Origin of the sequence: Kordia sp. (assembly GCF_045105435.1) — a bacterium.
Taxonomy (GTDB): domain Bacteria; phylum Bacteroidota; class Bacteroidia; order Flavobacteriales; family Flavobacteriaceae; genus Kordia.
Genome location: NZ_JBGCDL010000183.1, coordinates 16,298 through 33,895, shown reverse-complemented (window position 1 = coordinate 33,895; position 17,598 = coordinate 16,298). Strand labels below are relative to the sequence as shown.

At 33.6% G+C, this 17,598-nt stretch carries 19 protein-coding genes and 1 other RNA gene; 5 read left to right on the top strand and 15 right to left on the bottom strand.

Annotated elements, in window-relative coordinates; all coding sequences use genetic code 11:
• Positions 1-134 precede the first annotated feature (134 nt).
• The 3 genes from aroQ to AB8B65_RS09880 all read right to left on the bottom strand — a co-directional run bounded on the left by aroQ (position 135) and on the right by AB8B65_RS09880 (position 1,902).
• Complete coding sequence (gene aroQ / locus AB8B65_RS09890) at positions 135-551, bottom strand: type II 3-dehydroquinate dehydratase (protein ID WP_405300796.1); 417 nt, start codon at positions 549-551, stop codon at positions 135-137.
• Between the two features lie 85 nt (positions 552-636).
• Positions 637-1,242: a porin family protein gene (locus AB8B65_RS09885; protein WP_405300795.1), complete on the bottom strand. Its 606-nt coding sequence runs from the start codon at positions 1,240-1,242 to the stop codon at positions 637-639.
• 129 nt (positions 1,243-1,371) lie between these two features.
• Complete coding sequence (locus AB8B65_RS09880; RefSeq protein ID WP_405300794.1) at positions 1,372-1,902, bottom strand: hypothetical protein; 531 nt, start codon at positions 1,900-1,902, stop codon at positions 1,372-1,374.
• A gap of 169 nt (positions 1,903-2,071) precedes the next feature.
• On the opposite strand from AB8B65_RS09880, the gene xerD reads away from it, so the two are divergent.
• Entirely contained in the window at positions 2,072-2,968 is an 897-nt protein-coding gene (gene xerD / locus AB8B65_RS09875; protein ID WP_405300793.1) for a site-specific tyrosine recombinase XerD, read from the top strand.
• Between the two features lie 58 nt (positions 2,969-3,026).
• Here xerD and AB8B65_RS09870 read toward each other — a convergent pair whose 3' ends face one another.
• The 5 genes from AB8B65_RS09870 to AB8B65_RS09850 form a co-directional block, all read right to left on the bottom strand.
• Positions 3,027-3,197, bottom strand: coding sequence for a hypothetical protein (locus AB8B65_RS09870; RefSeq protein ID WP_405300792.1), 171 nt, complete (start codon positions 3,195-3,197; stop codon positions 3,027-3,029).
• A gap of 147 nt (positions 3,198-3,344) precedes the next feature.
• Positions 3,345-4,916, bottom strand: a complete 1,572-nt coding sequence (gene rny / locus AB8B65_RS09865) for a ribonuclease Y (protein WP_405300799.1) — start codon at positions 4,914-4,916, stop codon at positions 3,345-3,347.
• A 279-nt stretch (positions 4,917-5,195) separates the two neighbouring features.
• Positions 5,196-5,321, bottom strand: a non-coding RNA gene (gene ssrS, locus AB8B65_RS09860) — 6S RNA.
• A 52-nt stretch (positions 5,322-5,373) separates the two neighbouring features.
• On the bottom strand, positions 5,374-5,667 hold the full coding sequence (locus AB8B65_RS09855) for a cell division protein ZapA (RefSeq protein ID WP_405300791.1): 294 nt from the start codon (positions 5,665-5,667) through the stop codon (positions 5,374-5,376).
• A 21-nt stretch (positions 5,668-5,688) separates the two neighbouring features.
• Positions 5,689-5,979, bottom strand: coding sequence for a hypothetical protein (locus AB8B65_RS09850; RefSeq protein WP_405300790.1), 291 nt, complete (start codon positions 5,977-5,979; stop codon positions 5,689-5,691).
• A 184-nt stretch (positions 5,980-6,163) separates the two neighbouring features.
• Between AB8B65_RS09850 and AB8B65_RS09845 the strand changes: the two genes are divergently transcribed.
• The 3 genes from AB8B65_RS09845 (at position 6,164) to AB8B65_RS09835 (ending at position 11,117) form a co-directional block, all read left to right on the top strand.
• Positions 6,164-7,864, top strand: coding sequence for a M23 family metallopeptidase (locus AB8B65_RS09845; protein ID WP_405300789.1), 1,701 nt, complete (start codon positions 6,164-6,166; stop codon positions 7,862-7,864).
• Between the two features lie 59 nt (positions 7,865-7,923).
• Positions 7,924-10,341: a carboxypeptidase-like regulatory domain-containing protein gene (locus AB8B65_RS09840; protein ID WP_405300798.1), complete on the top strand. Its 2,418-nt coding sequence runs from the start codon at positions 7,924-7,926 to the stop codon at positions 10,339-10,341.
• A gap of 131 nt (positions 10,342-10,472) precedes the next feature.
• Entirely contained in the window at positions 10,473-11,117 is a 645-nt protein-coding gene (locus tag AB8B65_RS09835) for a hypothetical protein (protein ID WP_405300788.1), read from the top strand.
• A 286-nt stretch (positions 11,118-11,403) separates the two neighbouring features.
• Here the strand turns inward: AB8B65_RS09835 and AB8B65_RS09830 are convergent, their stop codons facing one another.
• The 3 genes from AB8B65_RS09830 to AB8B65_RS09820 all read right to left on the bottom strand — a co-directional run bounded on the left by AB8B65_RS09830 (position 11,404) and on the right by AB8B65_RS09820 (position 15,241).
• A complete protein-coding gene (locus AB8B65_RS09830) occupies positions 11,404-12,129 on the bottom strand; it encodes a glycosyltransferase family 2 protein (RefSeq protein ID WP_405300787.1) in 726 nt (241 codons plus the stop codon).
• Positions 12,116-13,945 (bottom strand): phospholipid carrier-dependent glycosyltransferase, encoded by a 1,830-nt coding sequence (locus AB8B65_RS09825; RefSeq protein ID WP_405300786.1) that lies wholly within the window; start codon positions 13,943-13,945, stop codon positions 12,116-12,118. Before AB8B65_RS09825 ends, AB8B65_RS09830 begins: the two co-directional genes overlap by 14 nt.
• 147 nt (positions 13,946-14,092) lie before the next feature.
• The gene (locus AB8B65_RS09820; protein WP_405300785.1) at positions 14,093-15,241 is read right to left on the bottom strand and encodes a cysteine desulfurase family protein; all 1,149 of its coding nucleotides are present in this window, start codon (positions 15,239-15,241) and stop codon (positions 14,093-14,095) included.
• Positions 15,242-15,390: 149 nt separating this feature from the next.
• On the opposite strand from AB8B65_RS09820, the gene AB8B65_RS09815 reads away from it, so the two are divergent.
• Entirely contained in the window at positions 15,391-15,909 is a 519-nt protein-coding gene (locus AB8B65_RS09815) for a hypothetical protein (RefSeq protein ID WP_405300784.1), read from the top strand.
• A gap of 3 nt (positions 15,910-15,912) precedes the next feature.
• On the opposite strand, the gene AB8B65_RS09810 is transcribed toward AB8B65_RS09815, so the two are convergent.
• Genes AB8B65_RS09810 through AB8B65_RS09795 form a run of 4 tightly spaced genes read right to left on the bottom strand, consistent with a single transcriptional unit; the run spans position 15,913 to position 17,559 of the window.
• A complete protein-coding gene (locus tag AB8B65_RS09810; protein WP_405300783.1) occupies positions 15,913-16,299 on the bottom strand; it encodes a hypothetical protein in 387 nt (128 codons plus the stop codon).
• Between the two features lie 29 nt (positions 16,300-16,328).
• Positions 16,329-16,718 (bottom strand): hypothetical protein, encoded by a 390-nt coding sequence (locus tag AB8B65_RS09805; RefSeq protein ID WP_405300782.1) that lies wholly within the window; start codon positions 16,716-16,718, stop codon positions 16,329-16,331.
• A 25-nt stretch (positions 16,719-16,743) separates the two neighbouring features.
• Positions 16,744-17,298, bottom strand: a complete 555-nt coding sequence (locus AB8B65_RS09800; protein WP_405300781.1) for a Smr/MutS family protein — start codon at positions 17,296-17,298, stop codon at positions 16,744-16,746.
• A 12-nt stretch (positions 17,299-17,310) separates the two neighbouring features.
• Entirely contained in the window at positions 17,311-17,559 is a 249-nt protein-coding gene (locus AB8B65_RS09795) for a hypothetical protein (RefSeq protein ID WP_405300780.1), read from the bottom strand.
• Positions 17,560-17,598: the final 39 nt, after the last annotated feature.

The window sequence follows — 17,598 nt, the reverse complement described above, 5'->3', positions numbered from 1 at the left end:
AGTGAAGAGTCTTTTCCTGTACTCCAATTAAAGTATGCTTTTTTCATCTGTAATTTTCTATTTATTTTTTGGTCTGATAGAATTCACTAACAAAGACTTTCAAAGTATTGAAGAATGAACATAGCGTATTTTATTTAAGATAAAAAACTCTGAATTGCCAATTGATAACTTTGCATTCCAAAACCTAAAATAACACCTTTTGCATTGGGTGAGATATACGATTGATGCCTGAATGCTTCTCTGCCAAATGTGTTGGAAATATGGACTTCTACGACAGGTGTCGAAATGGCTTTGATAGCATCACCAATCCCGATAGAAGTATGTGTATACGCACCTGCGTTTAAAATAATACCATCGAATTCAAAACCGATTTCTTGTAGTTTATTGATCAATTCGCCTTCAACATTCGATTGATAGTAGCTTAAATTTACTGTTGAAAACTGCGTTTGTAGTGTTTTAAAATAATCTTCAAACGTAGCACTTCCGTAGATTTCGGGTTCGCGTTTTCCGAGCAGATTTAAGTTAGGTCCATTGACAATAATAATATTCATAGGAATTGTTTTGGTAAAAATACGAATTTCAATGCATAAAAAAAGAAGCACTAGGCTTCCTTTTAATGATTTATTTTTGAGTTATCTATTTTCGTAAAAAATAGCCAATTGAGAACTGTAGTACACCGTATCTATTTTTATTAGGCAATCCACTAATATCATTAATATTAGTAAGTCCAGCATTATAACGTACTCCAAAGTTTAAACCATTAGAAAGTTTGTAGCCTAGACCAAAATTGACACCAAAATCTATGCTTTTTATCCGATCTTTTACGTCTACAATTTGACTTTCATTTTTTTGCGCTGCAGAAAGTAAAAACCCAACTTGCGGACCTAACTCAATACTAAATCCTTTAAGAATATAATACTTCGCCATAATTGGAAGGTTTATAAAATTGTAATCAGACTCCAATTCACCTTCTATAAGAGGAAATTCATTGAATACAAAAACAGCATTATTATTTGCTCCTTGTTGTGAATATATTATTTCTGGTTGTATTGAAAATGTATTGGTCAATTCAAACTCAGACACAACTCCTAAATGAAATCCATGACGCATTTGAAATCCATTAGAATCATCTCCTTGTATGCCTGCTAAATTATAACCTCCTTTAAAACCAAAAGAGAAATTTTGTGCATTGGCAGTAAGTCCAAAGCATAATAATACGAAAAGAATAGTAACTTTTTTCATATACTAATTCGTTTTACTGATTGTTAATGTATCTACGAATGTATTAAATATTTGGTATCTTAATCAGTTTTAGAACAAAAAAAGAGGAAGCATTGCTTCCTCTTTTTGGCATAATGTTTTGTGCTTTTTTTAGAAGTGTAATGCAAATCCAACATTGAATTGTAAAACTCCTTCATCTGTAAAGTCTTCGTTTAAAGAAACGTTGTAACGAAGTCCTGGCTCAATAGAAACATTGTTTCCAATAAACCAAGCGTAACCAGCTCCAATTCCTAACCACATTGGGTTTTCTTGAGCATCTTTAATAGAAGATCCTGTTAAATCTAACGAAATAGGAATCATGCTTTTTACATAATATTTAGCTCCTAAACGGTACGAGAAAATGTTTGTGTCTGCCGCAGAGTCAGATCCGTAACCAAGACCAGCTTTAATAGCTAAATCGTCCATTACAAAATAACCTCCATCTAAACCGATGTTGAAAGTAGATTCTCCATCAACAGATGTAAAGTAGATACCAGTTGTTCCTAAAACAGCGTTACCTGTATTAGCCTCGATTAACCACTTTCCTTTTGCTGTTTGTCCTGTAGCTTTGTCATCGTCTTGTGCGTTTGCAGTAAATGCGAATCCGAAAACAGCAACAGCTGCTAAAATAATTTTTTTCATTTTAAAATAGTTTTTTAATTAATTCGAGTACAAAAAAAACACTTTTTGTATATTATCTTACATTTGTTAACTAATTATTAACATTGATAAGTATTCTTATTTTTTTTAACATACTGATATTCAATTGTTTTTTTTTAACTAAAATTCCCAAACAAACACGTTTTTTTCTATGAAATGGACTCATACGCTAAAAGATTTTAAACATTATTTAAAGATTGAACGCGGTTTGTCTGGTAATACTATTGTGAATTATTCGCACGATATTGAAAAACTTATTCGATTTATTGAGCATAATGAAATCAATCATTCACCATTATCTATCGATGAAGATACGGTGCAACAATTTATTTATGAGATTGCGAAAGTACTCAATGCCCGATCGCAAACACGCATTATTTCTGGGTTGAAAAGTTTCTTTAATTATTTAGTGTTTGAAGAATATCGAAAAGACAATCCGACCGAAATGATTGAAGCACCAAAAATAGGTAGAAAATTACCCGATACATTAGCACTTGAAGATATTGAAAAACTGATTTCTGCCATTGATTTAAGTTCCGCAGAAGGACATCGAAATAAAGCAATTATTGAAACTTTATACGGTTGCGGATTGCGCGTAAGCGAATTGGTCAATTTAAAGTTATCCGATCTATTTTTTGATGAAGGTTTTATAAGAGTAACCGGAAAAGGTGACAAACAACGTTTTGTACCTATTGGTCCTATCACAAAAAAACACATCAATATATATGTAAAAGAATCACGTCCTTTTGTCAAAGAAGTGCCTGAATTTAGCGATACCGTATTTTTGAATAGACGCGGAAAACAATTAACACGCGTCATGATTTTTACGATTATAAAACGTTTGGTTGAGAAAATTGGATTAAAAAAGAATGTATCTCCGCATACATTTCGCCATTCGTTTGCTACACATTTACTAGAAAACGGAGCCGATTTGCGTGCCATACAATTAATGTTGGGACATGAAAGTATTACCACAACTGAAATTTACATGCACGTAGACCGAAAACATTTGGCCGCAATTATGGAAAAATTTCATCCACGAACATAAAAAAAGCAGAAACCTTTATATAAGTTTTCTGCTTTTCATCTTTTTCAGTATTACTGATTTAACAAGCTTTCCAGCAATCTTTTACTGAATTTTTATCTCCAATAAAAACACTGTTGCAGTAACACATAAAAGAAGAGGTTACGGAGGATTCTTTTCCTCCATTGGCTCGTACTTGCTGCACTTTCGTAAGTGCATCAACGCCAGTTAGATTCAAGAGTTTCTTTAACATGTTAAGTTTTATTTAGGTTATATATAAAGTTAACCATAAACCATCTCGCGTCGTCATAGGTTTGCCATAAACAATAAACGTGAATACCGTAGTTTCAAAAAACTTCGATATTCACGTTTTGTGAGTATATTTTGTGTGCTTTATTACTTACTTGGCAATATTTACAGCTCTTGTTTCACGAATTACCGTAATTTTCACTTGTCCAGGATAGGTCATATCCGTTTGGATTTTTTGTGAAATATTAAATGATAATTCTGCTGCTTTTGCATCGTCTACCTTTTCGCTTTCAACAATTACACGTAATTCTCTACCGGCTTGAATTGCGTAGGCTTTCTTCACTCCGTTAAATCCAAATGCAATATCTTCCAAGTCTTTTAAACGTTGTATATAACTGTCTAATACTTGACGACGTGCGCCTGGTCTTGCTCCAGAAATTGCATCACATACTTGAATGATTGGCGATAATAATGAAGTCATTTCAATTTCGTCGTGGTGTGCTCCAATTGCATTGCAAACTTCTGCTTTTTCACCATACTTTTCTGCCCATTGCATTCCTAAAATTGCGTGTGGCACTTCTGTTTCTGTATCTGGCACTTTTCCAATATCGTGTAGTAATCCTGCTCTTTTGGCAAGTTTCGGATTCAATCCTAATTCAGAAGCCATGACACCACAAAGTTTTGCTACTTCACGCGAGTGTTGTAACAAGTTTTGTCCGTAAGAAGAACGGTATTTCATACGTCCAACCGTTTTAATCAATTCTGGATGCAATCCGTGAATTCCTAAATCGATTACCGTACGTTTTCCAACTTCAATGATTTCTTCATCAATTTGTTTGCGAGTTTTCTTTACAATTTCTTCAATTCGTGCTGGATGAATTCGTCCATCTGTAACCAATCTATGTAATGACAAACGTGCAATTTCTCTTCGAACTGAATCAAAACAAGATAAGATAATTGCTTCTGGCGTATCATCTACTATAATTTCAACTCCAGTTGCTGCTTCTAGCGCTCTAATATTTCGTCCTTCTCTACCAATAATACGACCTTTAACATCGTCTGATTCAATATTAAAAACAGACACACAATTCTCTACTGCTTCTTCTGTTCCAATACGTTGAATCGTATTGATAATGACTTTCTTTGCTTCTTGTTGCGCTGTTAATTTTGCTTCTTCAAGTTTTCCTTGAATGTAGCTCATCGCATCTGTTTTTGCTTCTTCTTTCAGGGAAGCTACCAATTGTTCTTTGGCTTCATCGGCAGACAATCCAGAAATAACTTCCAATTGTTCTACTTGACTTTTGTGTAAACGCTCAACTTCTGATTGCTTCTTTTCAACAAAATCCAATCGGTAATCATAATCTTTTACTTTTGCTTCTACCTCTTGATTTAGTTTTTTATTCTTAGATAATTCGCTAGAAACTTGAGATTCTTTGTCACGTGTACGTTTTTCAGCTTCTGCCATTTTCTTATCTTTCGATAGAATGAACTTTTCGTGTTCTGCTTTTAGTTCTAGGAATTTTTCTTTGGCTTGAAGAATTTTGTCTCTCTTCACATTTTCGGCATTTGCCTTGGCTTCTTTCAGTGCGGAAGCAGCTTCTTTTTTAGCTTCTTCAATAATTTTTGAAGCTTGTTTTTTCTCTAAACTTTTTGCTATGAGAAAACCTATGATTAAACCAATCGCACCAACGGCGACTGCAATTATAATTGTCATATTATCCATCATCTATCGTCTTAATTATGTATTAGTTAGTAAGGTAAAAACCTTAATTTCCACTTTTCAGTGGTGTTAGTTCAACTTGCAATTTTGAATGCATCTCGATTGCGTTCGATGTAAAACGCTAAGAGCTTTTCAAAACTAAAAATATCAAACTATGTGATTCCGCTTCGCAACGGGATTAGTTCAGCTTACCATTTTGAATTTGCGCTTTGAGCTTTTCAAAATTGAGGTTTACTAAACCGAGTTTCATAAAAAAAGCCTACATTGATTAGAGTTTTGTATAAACTCCAAAAAACAAGTTTAGAGCTAACAGATTGATCAAGGATCTGCCCAAATACAACCGAAATTGTACTGACAGCTTGCTTTTACAACCATGACTCACTCTTTTTAATTAAATTAACGTTGAGTTTATCAAAAATAAAAACCAATGTAGGCAGTAACCTATTATATTTTAAAGAACTTATGAACTAAGCTGCGCTTTCAGTAATGCGTCGAGCGCTTTTAATTTTTCTTCTAATGCTGTTTGATTTGTGTCTTTATCGATGGCTTTTTGCTCTACTTGGGCTGCAAATTGCAAGGCACACATTGCCAAAACATCTTGCTTATCTCTTACCGCGTAGCTTTGCTCAAACTGCTTAATCATTGCTTCTATCTTTTTAGCCGCTTTCCGCAATCCTTCTTCTTGGCTTGCCGAAATGGTTAGCGGATAAACTCTATCTGCAATAGAAAGCTTTATTTTGAGCTTGTTTTCCATAGTGTAAAGAACTCTCTTCTTTTATTCAGCCAATTGTGCAATACAATGGTCAATTTGCCGAATTAATGTATTTATTTTAAGCTTAGCTTCTTTTTTATTGTTATCACTGCCAAGCATTGAATTTGCAATTTTTAACGTGTTAAACTTTTCTTCCCACTGTGAGATTTCTTCGCCTAAACGTTGCGATTCCGCCTTTGAATTCGCTAATTCTTGATGCAATTGTTGATTTTTTTGCTCCAAAACTTCAAGTCTGTGAAGCATTTTACTTACTCTATTCTCAAGAGAATCAACGATTTTCAAAGTACTGCTCATTACATTTTAATTCAATGCGTATGGTTACAAATTTAACATTCATAAAATTAGTTCGCAAGGGATTTGACTATTATTTAAAGTAATACTTTAAGATTTGTATTTTTTTTGGTGCAGTTTTTGAATTCAATCATTCCAAATTAACTAAGTATTAGCTATTTTAGCTTTTCAAACGCATTTTTGATTTATGTACAGACTGTTTTTTATTTTCATATTTTTCTTTTCACAAGCCTTTTCTCAAAATAAAATAACCAATGCCGATTTTAGATCGCCGTTGAATATTCCAATTATTTTATCGGGAACGTTTGGTGAACTTCGTAGCAATCATTTTCATTCAGGAATTGACATTAAAACGAAACAGAAAGAAGGTTTTGAAGTATTTGCTATTGGTAATGGACATATTTCGCGCATTAAAATTCAACATTGGGGATTTGGGAAAGCATTATATGTAACACATTCCAACGGATATACTTCAGTGTACGCGCATTTGAAAAAACTAGCTCCAAAGTTAGAAGCGTATTTAAAGAAACAACAATACAACAAAGAAAGTTACGCCATTCAACTGTATCCAAAACCGACAGAATTGGTAGTGAAAAAAGGAGAAGTTATTGCCTATTCAGGAAATAGTGGTTCTTCTGGCGGACCGCATTTGCACTTTGAAATTCGTGATGCAGCGGCAAAACCTATGAATCCGATGTTGTTTGGTATTGAAGTGAAAGATTCGCACAATCCTACAGTAAATGCCGTATTTGCATACACACTTTCAGAAGATGCACAAGTAAATGCTTCTAACAAAATTGTGCAATTGCAATTGAAAAAAGGAAAAGAGAAAAATAGTTATACCGCAGCAAAAATATACGCTTCTGGCGAAATTGGCTTGGGAATTAATTCATACGACCGACAAGATTTAGCGGTTAATAAAAACGGAGTGTATCAAGTGGAAAGCTTTGTAAATGGTACGAAAAATTTTAGCTACACGTTCAATAAGTTTTCGTTTGGCGAATCGAGATACATCAATACATTAATAGATTATGCACGATTTAAAAAAGTAAAACAGCGCGTGCAACGTTGTTTTGTAACAGCTGCTAATAAATTGAGTATTTATGATAATGTAGTCAATAATGGTCGCATTCAAATAGAAGAAGGAAAAGAATATACCGTTGTTTTAAAAGTAAAGGATTTTAAAAATAATATGACAACGATTACCGTTCCTATTGTTGGTAAAAAACAAAAAATCACAAAAAAACGAAAAGAAACGGTTACCAAAAATTTAATTACTCGAAACACAGAACATTCAATTAAGGAAGGTAATGTAAGTGTGTACATTCCTAAAAACACATTTTATGAAGATTTTTATTTCGATCTATCAAAAGATAAAAAAGGACGCTACAACATTCACAATGACAAAGTAGCTGCGCATAAAAACTTCGTAATTTCTTTCGATGTTTCTAAATATTCCGCTAAAGACAGAAAAAAACTATTCATTGCAAGTTTAAACAGGAAGAAAAAACCAGCATACAGTTCCACCAAAAAGAAAGGCTCTACATTTACAACGAGCACAAAAAATTTGGGTACGTATTTCTTAGCAAAAGATTCTGTTCCACCAAAAGTGAAACCTGTAAACTTTGCAAAAGACAAATGGATTTCTTCCAAAAAATACTTAAAAATTAGAGTAAGTGACGATCTTTCTGGCGTACGTAGTTTTCGTGGAACGATTAACGGAAAATGGATTTTACTCGAATACGATCCCAAAAAAGGCATGCTAACGTACAATTTTAACGATATTATTTTTACTGAAGCAAAACATAATTTAAAGTTGATCGTTACTGATAATGTTGGAAATAATACTACTTTTACCAGCATATTTTATAGAAAAACTAAAAACTGATACTTTTGAAACCCACACGTTTTATACTTTTCTTGACTTTTTTATTGTTTGCCAGCGTCATGTTTGCACAAACAGGAACTGTACGAGGAGTTATTTTAGATGCCAATAATAAACCCATTGATGCCGTAAATATTAAAACTTCTGTCGGTACAGGAACACAAACCAATAAAAATGGTTTTTTCAAAATTGTGGTCCCTGCCAATGAAAAAGTTACGCTGACATTGACACACATTTCGCACAAACTCATCCAATTTACGGTGCAGTTGAAAAATGGAGAAGATTATGAAATTTTCCCAATCATGTCAACAACTACAGAACAGATAGAAACAGTTATTATTGATTCTCAAAAACGAAAAGCAGTTCAAGGAATACAAACGGTTTCTGCGGAGACAGTTCGCTTAATTCCTGGCGCAAATCCTGGAGTGGAGAATTTATTAATGTCTTTTCCTGGAGTAAATAATAATAATGAATTAAGTACACAATATTCGGTTCGTGGTGGAAACTTCGATGAAAACTTAGTATATGTAAATGAAATTGAAGTCTATCGCCCGTTTTTAATTCGCTCAGGACAACAAGAAGGTTTGAGTTTTGTAAACTCCGATTTAGTCCAAAATGTAGATTTTTCTGCAGGAGGATTTCAAGCAAAATTTGGCGACAAACTTTCTTCTGTATTAGATATTACCTACAAAAGACCAACTAGTTTTGGCGGAAGAGTCAACTTAAGTCTCCTTGGCGGAAGTGCTTCTATTGAAACAGTTAGTAAGGACAGTAAGTTTTCTACCATTTCTGGAATTCGCTTTCGCGACAATAGCTTACTCGTAAATAGCAAACAGACTGAAACGAATTTTAGACCGCGTTTTGTGGATTTTCAAACGTATTTGACATATAAATTTTCAGATAAATTTCACTTAAACTTTTTGGGAAATGTTTCTTTTAATGATTACGATTACGAACCGTTAACGCGACAAACTAATTTTGGAACTTTGCAAGATCCTGTGGCATTGTTGGTTTTTTATGAAGGACAAGAACAAGACCGTTACCGAACGTATTTTGGCGCTTTAAAAGCTAATTATTTTCTGAATGATGAAGTAACGTTGAAGTTTATTACTTCCATGTATCATACCACAGAACAAGAGCATTTTGATATTTTGGCGCAATACCGTTTGGGTGAAGTAAACTCAAATATTGGCGATGAAGATTTAGGAAATGTAGAATTTAGCGAAGGAATTGGTTCGCAATTAAATCATGGTCGTAACGACTTAGATGCGCTAATTGTAAATGTAGAACACAAAGGAACGTATGAAATTGATGGCGATGAAAATCAAGTTGATTGGGGATTAAAATATACACATGAAGACATTCGTGACCGTTTGATTGAATGGGAAGTGATTGATTCTGCTGGTTTCTCTATTCGTCCGCCGTTACCTGGTTTAGGAAATAATCAACCATATGAAGCGTTTGAAGGTCCGTTGGAACCTTTTCAATCGATTCGCGCTCGAAATAATACACAAATTGATCGCTTTTCTGGATATGCACAATGGAGCAAACAATCCATGATTGGCGAACACGAATTGTATACAAATATTGGTGTGCGTGCACACAGTTGGACTGTAAATGGTGAAGGAATTGAAAGCAATACGCAAGCTGTGGTAAGTCCGAGAGCGCAAATTGCCATTAAACCAGACTGGGAACAAGACATGTTGTTTCGTTTGTCAGGTGGGTTTTACCATCAACCGCCATTTTACAGAGAATTGCGTGGACCTGACGGTGTTGTAAATCCGAATGTAAAAGCACAGCAATCAATTCATATTGTGTTAGGAAATGATTACAGTTTTAAGTTGTGGGACAGACCTTTTAAATTGACAACCGAAGCGTATTATAAGAGTTTATCTGACGTAAATGCATATACTATTGAAAACGTTCGTATTCGTTACCGTGCTGATAATGCAGCAGATGCGTATGCGTATGGTTTGGATATGCGTTTGAATGGTGAGTTTGTTCCTGGAACCGAAAGTTGGGTAAGTTTAGGTTATTTAAAAACAGAAGAAAACATTAACAATCGCGGATATATTAGCAGACCAACCGATCAACGTTTGAAGCTTGCCGTTTTGTTTCAAGATTATATGCGAAAGATTCCGAATTTGAAATTATACCTGAATTTAACATATAACACAGGATTGCCTGGTGGATCGCCAAGTTATTCGGATCCATATTTATTTCAAAGTGAATTGCCTGATTATAAACGTGCCGATGTAGGATTCTCGTATGTATTGGTAGACAAAGACAGACAGTTTGAAAGCGGTTGGAAATCTGCTTTTAAAGAATTGAACCTAGGTTTTGAGATTTTCAATGTGTTTGATGTACAAAACTCAATTACCAATACGTGGGTTCGTGATGTATATACAAAACGTCAGTTTGGAATCCCAAATTTCTTAACAGGTCGTGTGTTTAATGTGAAGATGGGAATGCGTTTTTGATTTTCGATGTACGATTGTTGATTGTGCTCACTCATGCTCATAAACTAAAGTGAATCATCTTTGCGAGAGTTTTTAAAAAAATCATGCTATAATTAGATTCCTGTTTACGCAGGAATAACAAAATGTGAAAGATGAAAAAGGTACTCTTTATTTTTATACTATTCTTCGGAATACAACAAAGCAACGCACAGAAAAAGATTTACATTAGTGATTCGTTTGAAGAAATTTCAAAAGATCATAAAATAATTGCTATTCTTCCTTTTCAGACGACATTGAAGTTAAAATCTGATGACAATTCGTATAGTAAAACACAAATTAAAGAGCTAGAACAACGTGAAGGTGTTGCAGTACAAGAAGCGTTAGAAAGTTATTTTTTGAACAGAAAGCGTAAAAAGAAACTTAAAATTGAGTTTCAAGATATCAACACCACCAATCGTATGTTGGCAAAAGCAGGAATTACTGCGGAAGATATGGATATTTACGCGCCACAAGAGCTTTGCAAAGTTTTAAAAGTGGATGCTATTATTAATGGTTCATTAACGTCTCGCATTGTACTTTCTAAAGATGTGGACACGTCTTTTAATTTGATTACTTTTTTAAAGGGAAAATCCGATTACGGAAAAATTATCATCAAATTAAGTACTAAAAATACGGGGAAATTATTGTGGCGTTACGAGAAAACGATCAATCGTAAATCGGGAAAAAACACGAAGAACATTATCAATAGAATGATGCGAATTGCCAGTAGAAAATTCCCGTATGAGGAAAAGAAATAACTTGATTTTCAATAAATTACACTTCCCCAACTCATACACCTCTTTTACGTACTGAAAGACACGTTTACTCATTTATGATTTTATAAAATACTAATTACCTGCAACTAACTCTCAACTAATCAAATTACACTCTCATAAAAAAAAGAAGAGGCTGTCTAAAAAGTCATAATTTCGTCAAACCGAACTTGATTCGGTTTCGCATAACAATTGAAAATCAGCTTTATGAGATTCTGGATCAAGTCCAGAATGACGGCTTTTGAAACTTTCCAGACAGCCTCTTTGCTTTTTAATTCCTTCTAAAAAGTCCATACTTTACAATACAATAAATGGCTCTAACACCATCTTTCCAACCAATTTTTTTTCCTTCTTTGTATTGTCGGCTTTCATAAGAAATAGCAACTTCACGCACACGAATATTTTGTATTCTTCCAATTTTCGCGGTTATTTCTGGCTCAAAGCCAAAACGTTTTTCACTGAGTTGAATGGATTGTACCATTTTTGTGTTTAGCAATTTATAACAGGTTTCCATGTCTGTCAGTTTCAATCCTGAAAACAGATTGGACAAAAATGTTAAAAATTTATTCGCGTTGTAGTGCCAAAAATAAGAAGTCTGTTTTCCTTTTTTTCCTAAAAAACGAGAACCATATACTATGTCTGCATCTTCATTTAGGACAGGTTGTAGCAATAAATTGTATTCTTTTGGATCGTATTCCAAATCCGCATCTTGTATAACCAAATATTCGCCTGTTGCTTTTAAAATTCCTGTATGAATAGAAGCGCCTTTTCCTTGATTTTTTTCATGTTCATGGAATTGGATTGTTAATGTTGGGTTTTCCGCTATAAACGCATGAATCAACTGTTTTGAAGTGTCTTGCGAACCGTCATCCACAATGACGAATTCTTTTTCAATGCCTTCAATCAATTCTGTGGCTTTTATTTTGTCTAAAATCAACCGAACCGTCGCAGCTTCATTGAACACAGGTATGATGATGGAAAGTTTAGTTAGCTTCATAAATCACTTCTATTTTGACATTGTCTTTGTAGTTACTTTTTTCTATAACGACATTATTTTTATCCTTTTTCACTACTTCTCCATTCAGTTTCCCATTTATCCAAACACCTTCTAATTGTTCGCCGTTTTTAAACGAAACAATTCCTTTTCCGTGTCGCACATTGTCTTTCCATTGCCCGACATATTTTTGTCCATCTTCCCAAACATAAGTTCCGAAGCCATTTCTTTTATCATCTTTCCAATCGCCCGAATATCCCAATTCAGGTACAAATTGCATTAAATAAGTATTGGGATTTTGCAATTGTTTGATCATTTTAAATTTATTCGGATATCTGTCAATCACAGGCACTACATATTTACTTGTGGATGAATATCCTAATTGCGCTACAATTACATAGTCAACATTTTTAGCCTTTAAGTGTTCAAGTTGCGCTTCTTTGTCAAGTGTTTTTTTATAGTTGGTTACATTTTTTTGTGAGAACAGATAAAACAAGCCTTCTTTTCGTACCGCAGTTACTGAAGTAGCATTTGCATTTTCTTTGATCCAATCCGCCAAAGCGAAATAGTTTTTATAATTATCAGCATATTCCGTTTCCGCTTTTAATTTTAGTTTTGAAACAGCGTCACTTCCATACATAAAAGACCAAAAACTTAAGAGAATTACAGTAAGTATTGCTGTGAAATTTTTGATTTTCTTCGGAATGCACTTTTCTTGAATCCATTCTAAAAATGAGATCATTCCAAAAATACATAGAAAAATAAGTAGTGGAATGAGCGGTACCAAAAATCGAGTTCCGTACCAAACACTTGGCCAAACCATTAATAAACCGAAAAAAGCCAAGACATATAATAGTATGAAAGTGCTGTATTTTGGCAATTTGTATATTCCGAATGCAATGCCAATGAGCAACAAAAAACCAATAAACCATTCAGTAATTGGTGCGGAAGCGTCTGTGTATATGATTTCCTTGGAAGACGTTAATCCGGAAGGAATTTCTTTGGTAATGTATCTTTCAATATTAATACTGATTCGTTCTATAATGTCTGAAAAACCAATACTACCTTGCTCTGGTTGATACGGGTTTTTTAAAGAAAGTTGCGATACATACGTGTTTGACGCACTGCTGTTTCTAAGCATCCACGGAAGATATAATACGACAAAACCGCCAACGAAACCTAAGAGATAACGCCATTTTTTTTTGATAACTACGAAACAAACCATACTCACAAATAACGCTAAAGCAATGGAACGAAGGTAAAACGAAAAGCTTAGGCAAATTAGCAATAGTAAGAAATGCCAATTTTTAAAAATGGGCTTTGAGAAATCATTTTTTAGAAATAACCAAATACATAATAACGAGAAAAACAGAAATGGAATTTCGCTCATCATGATGGTAGCATAGCCTAAAATATGATAATTTAGTAAGCTAATAAAACTCACTGCAAACGCAATATGATGGTTTTGTGACAGCTTTTTTACGATAAAAAATAATAGTAAAATAGCGCCTAAAAGAAATACGCCGTTGAGTATTTTGACGGTGATAATATCGTTTGAAAATAGTGTTACAGCACCTGCAATTAGTGTTGGATAACCTGGCGGATAATGGTAATGCGCTTCTTTTTCGGCATGATGAATATTTGTGTACCCATCGCCATTTGCAATGGAATTCCCTAAGATATAATAACTCGCATTGTCGCCGCCCAAACTTACTTTTTCATCAAAAATAGTACTGTAGATGACAAAAAAAGAAGCAATCAATAGCAACAGATACGCAACTTTGACACGACTTGGATTTGATGCAATGACGTTGCTCATTCTAGTTTTAGATTAGGAAATGGCTCGTTTTTAAATGGTTTTTCAATATAGAGATAATAATGAAACACTCTGATGATTTTGTATAAAAAAAGCGAATTCTGAATAAGAATTCGCTTCGTATATTTTATTTGTACGCGATTATTTACATTACGAATTTGCATATTCGTGCAATGTTTGTATTACGTAATCAATTTCTTCTTTGGTATTGAATTTTGAAAACGAGAAACGCAACGATGGCTTTTCTAAATCGTCATCATTTAGTATCGCTCTTAATACATGCGATCCTTTGCTACTTCCTGATTGGCAAGCACTTCCTTTGGAACAAGCAATTCCTTTTAAATCCATGTGAAAAAGCAACATTAATGCTTTTTGCTGATCAAACGGCAAACATACATTTACCAACGTGTACGTACTTTTTGTGGTTTCATGGCAGTTTCCATTGAATTTTACTTCGGGAAGCACTTTTTTAAGTTCGTCCATAAAGTATGTTTTCAAACCTTCTACATAGGCTTTTTCTTCTGGTAAGTTTTCATACGCCAAGCGAAATGCTTCTTCCAAGCCTACTACATTGTGTACAGCTTCTGTTCCTGCTCGAAATCCGCGTTCTTGCGAACCTCCAAAAATTAACGGTTTTAAACCTGAATCTTTTCGAATAAAAGCAAAACCAATTCCTTTAGGTCCATGAAATTTATGTGCCGCAGCAGCCATAAAATCTACAGACGTTTTTTGTACGTCCCAATCAAAATGTCCAATCGATTGCACCGTATCTGAATGAAATAACGCGCCGTATTCTTTGCAAATTCCGGCTACTTTATCAACATCTAATAAGTTTCCTATTTCGTTATTTACGTGCATTAAACTGACTAATTTCTTAGAGTTATCTGCTTTTAATAAAGCTTCCAAATCTTCATAATCTGGCGTTCCGCACGATTGTAGTTTGACATAAGCAACTTTAATATCACTCTCTATACGCAATTGCTCCACCGTATGCAATACTGCATGGTGTTCAATTGGCGAGGTAATAATTGTAGTAACACCTAAGTCTCTAACCGAACAACGCAATGCCATATTATCGGCTTCCGTCCCGCCAGAAGTAAAAATAATTTCTTGCGGCGAAGCGTTTAAATATTTTGCGATGGTTTTTCGTGCTGTTTCTATTAGTGTTTTAGACGAACGTCCGTAACTATGTGTTGAAGATGGATTTCCAAAGTTCTCTTCTAGTGCTTTTTTGATACGATCTACAACTTCTGGACGAATTTGCGTCGTTGCCGCACTATCAAAATATACGTTTTTCATTTCGTATGTGTGTAAATAAGGTTGATTGAAAATTAAACGAAGCTAAAATAGTCTAAATAAAATTATTAACAATAAGTTTGGATATAAATAGAGTTTTCTTAATACTTTTGTTTCTTAAATTTGATGCAGAATTTTTAATTATACCATTTATGAAAAAAATAGTGTTCCTTTTTTTAATCACATGTACTTTTTTTAGTTGTGATGATGGAGATTTAACTTTGGAAGAAATTGACTTAACAACCGATGCTGTGGTACAAGCCTGTGTTGAAGAAGCTGGAGTTACATTATTGTTTAAGATTAATGGTGCAGAAACTTTAATTTTAGAAGTTCCGAATGATTTAATTATAAATGAAGCAACCGAAGATGCAGATACACCAAGAGTTGAAGAACTAAATGGTGCCGCAAATTGTTATTATAGAAGCTTTGACACAAATATTACGAGTAGTTATTTTTGTGACGAATTACCATCTGATATTGCTGTAGTATTAGAATATACAGCCGCTTCTGGAGATGTTGAAGTCATTACTACAGAAGTTCTGGTAGATGGTGTGGTAACAGAATACCAACATACCATTCTTTTAACAAATGTTGTTTTTACAGGAACAAATGGACAAGATGTGCGTTACAACGAATTCCCTTATGGAACTATTGAAACGCCTGCGGAGTAGTTTTTATTTAATATTTACATCATTTTCGATGAGATAATCATACTTTTCTGAGTTACTTTTAAAAATATCTTTTAATTGTTGATAAATAACAATTGATTCCGATCTAGTGAGTTTAAATTTTTCAATAATTCCCTTAAAACTATATATTTTTGTATTAATCTCAGTTTCGTATTTTTTTAATTTGGGTTTGATCAATTTTTCAATTATAACTGAATCTTCCCCTTCTTTCAATAATTTTACGCCTAAGTCAAAATAATAGGTTGTAGAATCATTCAACTGCTTGATTTCAAATTTAAAAAACTCAATTTCTGTGTCTTTTTCCTTTTGAGATTGCCCATTAGAAAATTGCAAACAACATAGTAAAAAGAGTATGTAAATGTACTTTTTCATATTTAAAAATGATTTTGAGTTTGTAAACGTTAGTTAAGTTGCACTCCTTTTTTAATAAGATATCTAAACTTCTTAACATTGTCTCTAAAATCTTCCAAAAGTACTTTACGAGTAACTGTGTCGTATACTACTTGTGAAACTCCCAATTCATCTAGTTTGATTCTAAATTCTTTTGATTTTTTATTCTGCTCAATTCTGTAATAGTTTAGTTTAGAATCTATTTCTGCCGCAATTTCGGTTGGATCAACACCTTCTTTTAATAATGTAATTCCTTTGTCTAGATAGAACATTGAAGAATCTTTTATTATTTTGATATCTGATTTAAAATCCGCAATACATTGCTGTTTTGGATCTTTTGATTGCGAACATGAAGATGAAAATAAGGATGCGATTAAAAGTATTAAAATGTATTTTTTCATATGTGTGAATTGAAATTTTAAAAAACTATTTTGGGTTTTGATAAATATAGACTTCCGTTGCGCCTAATCCGTATTTTTGATAATTGGCGTCATAATATTTTACATTGTCAAATTGACGAAATAAATAATATAATTCTTCTTTAAGAACGCCTGCACCAACGCCGTGAATAAAAACTACTTTCGGAATGCGTTTTCTAATCGCGAATTCCAATTGTCGTTTTGCAGTATCTGTTTGTAAACTCAGCATGTCATAATTGCTCATGCCTTTGTGAGATTTTGTAAGTTGATGAATGTGTAAATCAACTTCCATTGCGTTTTGTTCGCGCTCTTTTCGCGTTCTTTCAAAATTCCGTTTTGGCTTTTTTGAAGCTTCTTTTTCTTGAATGGCGCTGTATATTTTTTGATTCGATAATTCGCGTACAATTTCGTCTGCGTTAATCTTTACCAATTCAGCTGCTTCAAACTGCAACGGAAAACCTTCATCAGTTTCAATCGTTATTGTATTGCCTTTTGTAGCTTTTACAATTCCTTTGATGACATCGTCAATGGTTTCTACTCGATCTCCTTCTTGAAAATTCATGCCTATTTTCCTTTATTCTTCTTCTAATTCTTCTTCTTGAGAATATTTTTCTCTGTTGTAATATTCTTGGTCTTTGTAGTTTTTCTGTTGATTGGACATTTGTGAAGAAGTCACTTTATACAAGCCAAACATCATTACACAGACAGCAATTACGGTGACTACAATTTGCGTTTCGCCTTTTATATCATCTCGAAAGAGTAATAATCCTCCACCAAGAAATACCATAAAAAAATAGATTGCTGTTTTATATTTAGGGTTCACTTTATACAATTTTAGGCTACAAAAATACTATTTTATGTA

Bases quoted from the DNA above. Each gene is read 5' to 3' on its own strand.
- aroQ (WP_405300796.1), bottom strand. From the start codon at position 551: ATGAATATTATTATTGTCAATGGACCTAACTTAAATCTGCTCGGAAAA.
- AB8B65_RS09885 (WP_405300795.1), bottom strand. From the start codon at position 1,242: ATGAAAAAAGTTACTATTCTTTTCGTATTATTATGCTTTGGACTTACT.
- AB8B65_RS09880 (WP_405300794.1), bottom strand. From the start codon at position 1,902: ATGAAAAAAATTATTTTAGCAGCTGTTGCTGTTTTCGGATTCGCATTT.
- xerD (WP_405300793.1), top strand. From the start codon at position 2,072: ATGAAATGGACTCATACGCTAAAAGATTTTAAACATTATTTAAAGATT.
- AB8B65_RS09870 (WP_405300792.1), bottom strand. From the start codon at position 3,197: ATGTTAAAGAAACTCTTGAATCTAACTGGCGTTGATGCACTTACGAAA.
- rny (WP_405300799.1), bottom strand. From the start codon at position 4,916: ATGGATAATATGACAATTATAATTGCAGTCGCCGTTGGTGCGATTGGT.
- AB8B65_RS09855 (WP_405300791.1), bottom strand. From the start codon at position 5,667: ATGGAAAACAAGCTCAAAATAAAGCTTTCTATTGCAGATAGAGTTTAT.
- AB8B65_RS09850 (WP_405300790.1), bottom strand. From the start codon at position 5,979: ATGAGCAGTACTTTGAAAATCGTTGATTCTCTTGAGAATAGAGTAAGT.
- AB8B65_RS09845 (WP_405300789.1), top strand. From the start codon at position 6,164: ATGTACAGACTGTTTTTTATTTTCATATTTTTCTTTTCACAAGCCTTT.
- AB8B65_RS09840 (WP_405300798.1), top strand. From the start codon at position 7,924: ATGTTTGCACAAACAGGAACTGTACGAGGAGTTATTTTAGATGCCAAT.
- AB8B65_RS09835 (WP_405300788.1), top strand. From the start codon at position 10,473: ATGAAAAAGGTACTCTTTATTTTTATACTATTCTTCGGAATACAACAA.
- AB8B65_RS09830 (WP_405300787.1), bottom strand. From the start codon at position 12,129: ATGAAGCTAACTAAACTTTCCATCATCATACCTGTGTTCAATGAAGCT.
- AB8B65_RS09825 (WP_405300786.1), bottom strand. From the start codon at position 13,945: ATGAGCAACGTCATTGCATCAAATCCAAGTCGTGTCAAAGTTGCGTAT.
- AB8B65_RS09820 (WP_405300785.1), bottom strand. From the start codon at position 15,241: ATGAAAAACGTATATTTTGATAGTGCGGCAACGACGCAAATTCGTCCA.
- AB8B65_RS09815 (WP_405300784.1), top strand. From the start codon at position 15,391: ATGAAAAAAATAGTGTTCCTTTTTTTAATCACATGTACTTTTTTTAGT.
- AB8B65_RS09810 (WP_405300783.1), bottom strand. From the start codon at position 16,299: ATGAAAAAGTACATTTACATACTCTTTTTACTATGTTGTTTGCAATTT.
- AB8B65_RS09805 (WP_405300782.1), bottom strand. From the start codon at position 16,718: ATGAAAAAATACATTTTAATACTTTTAATCGCATCCTTATTTTCATCT.
- AB8B65_RS09800 (WP_405300781.1), bottom strand. From the start codon at position 17,298: ATGAATTTTCAAGAAGGAGATCGAGTAGAAACCATTGACGATGTCATC.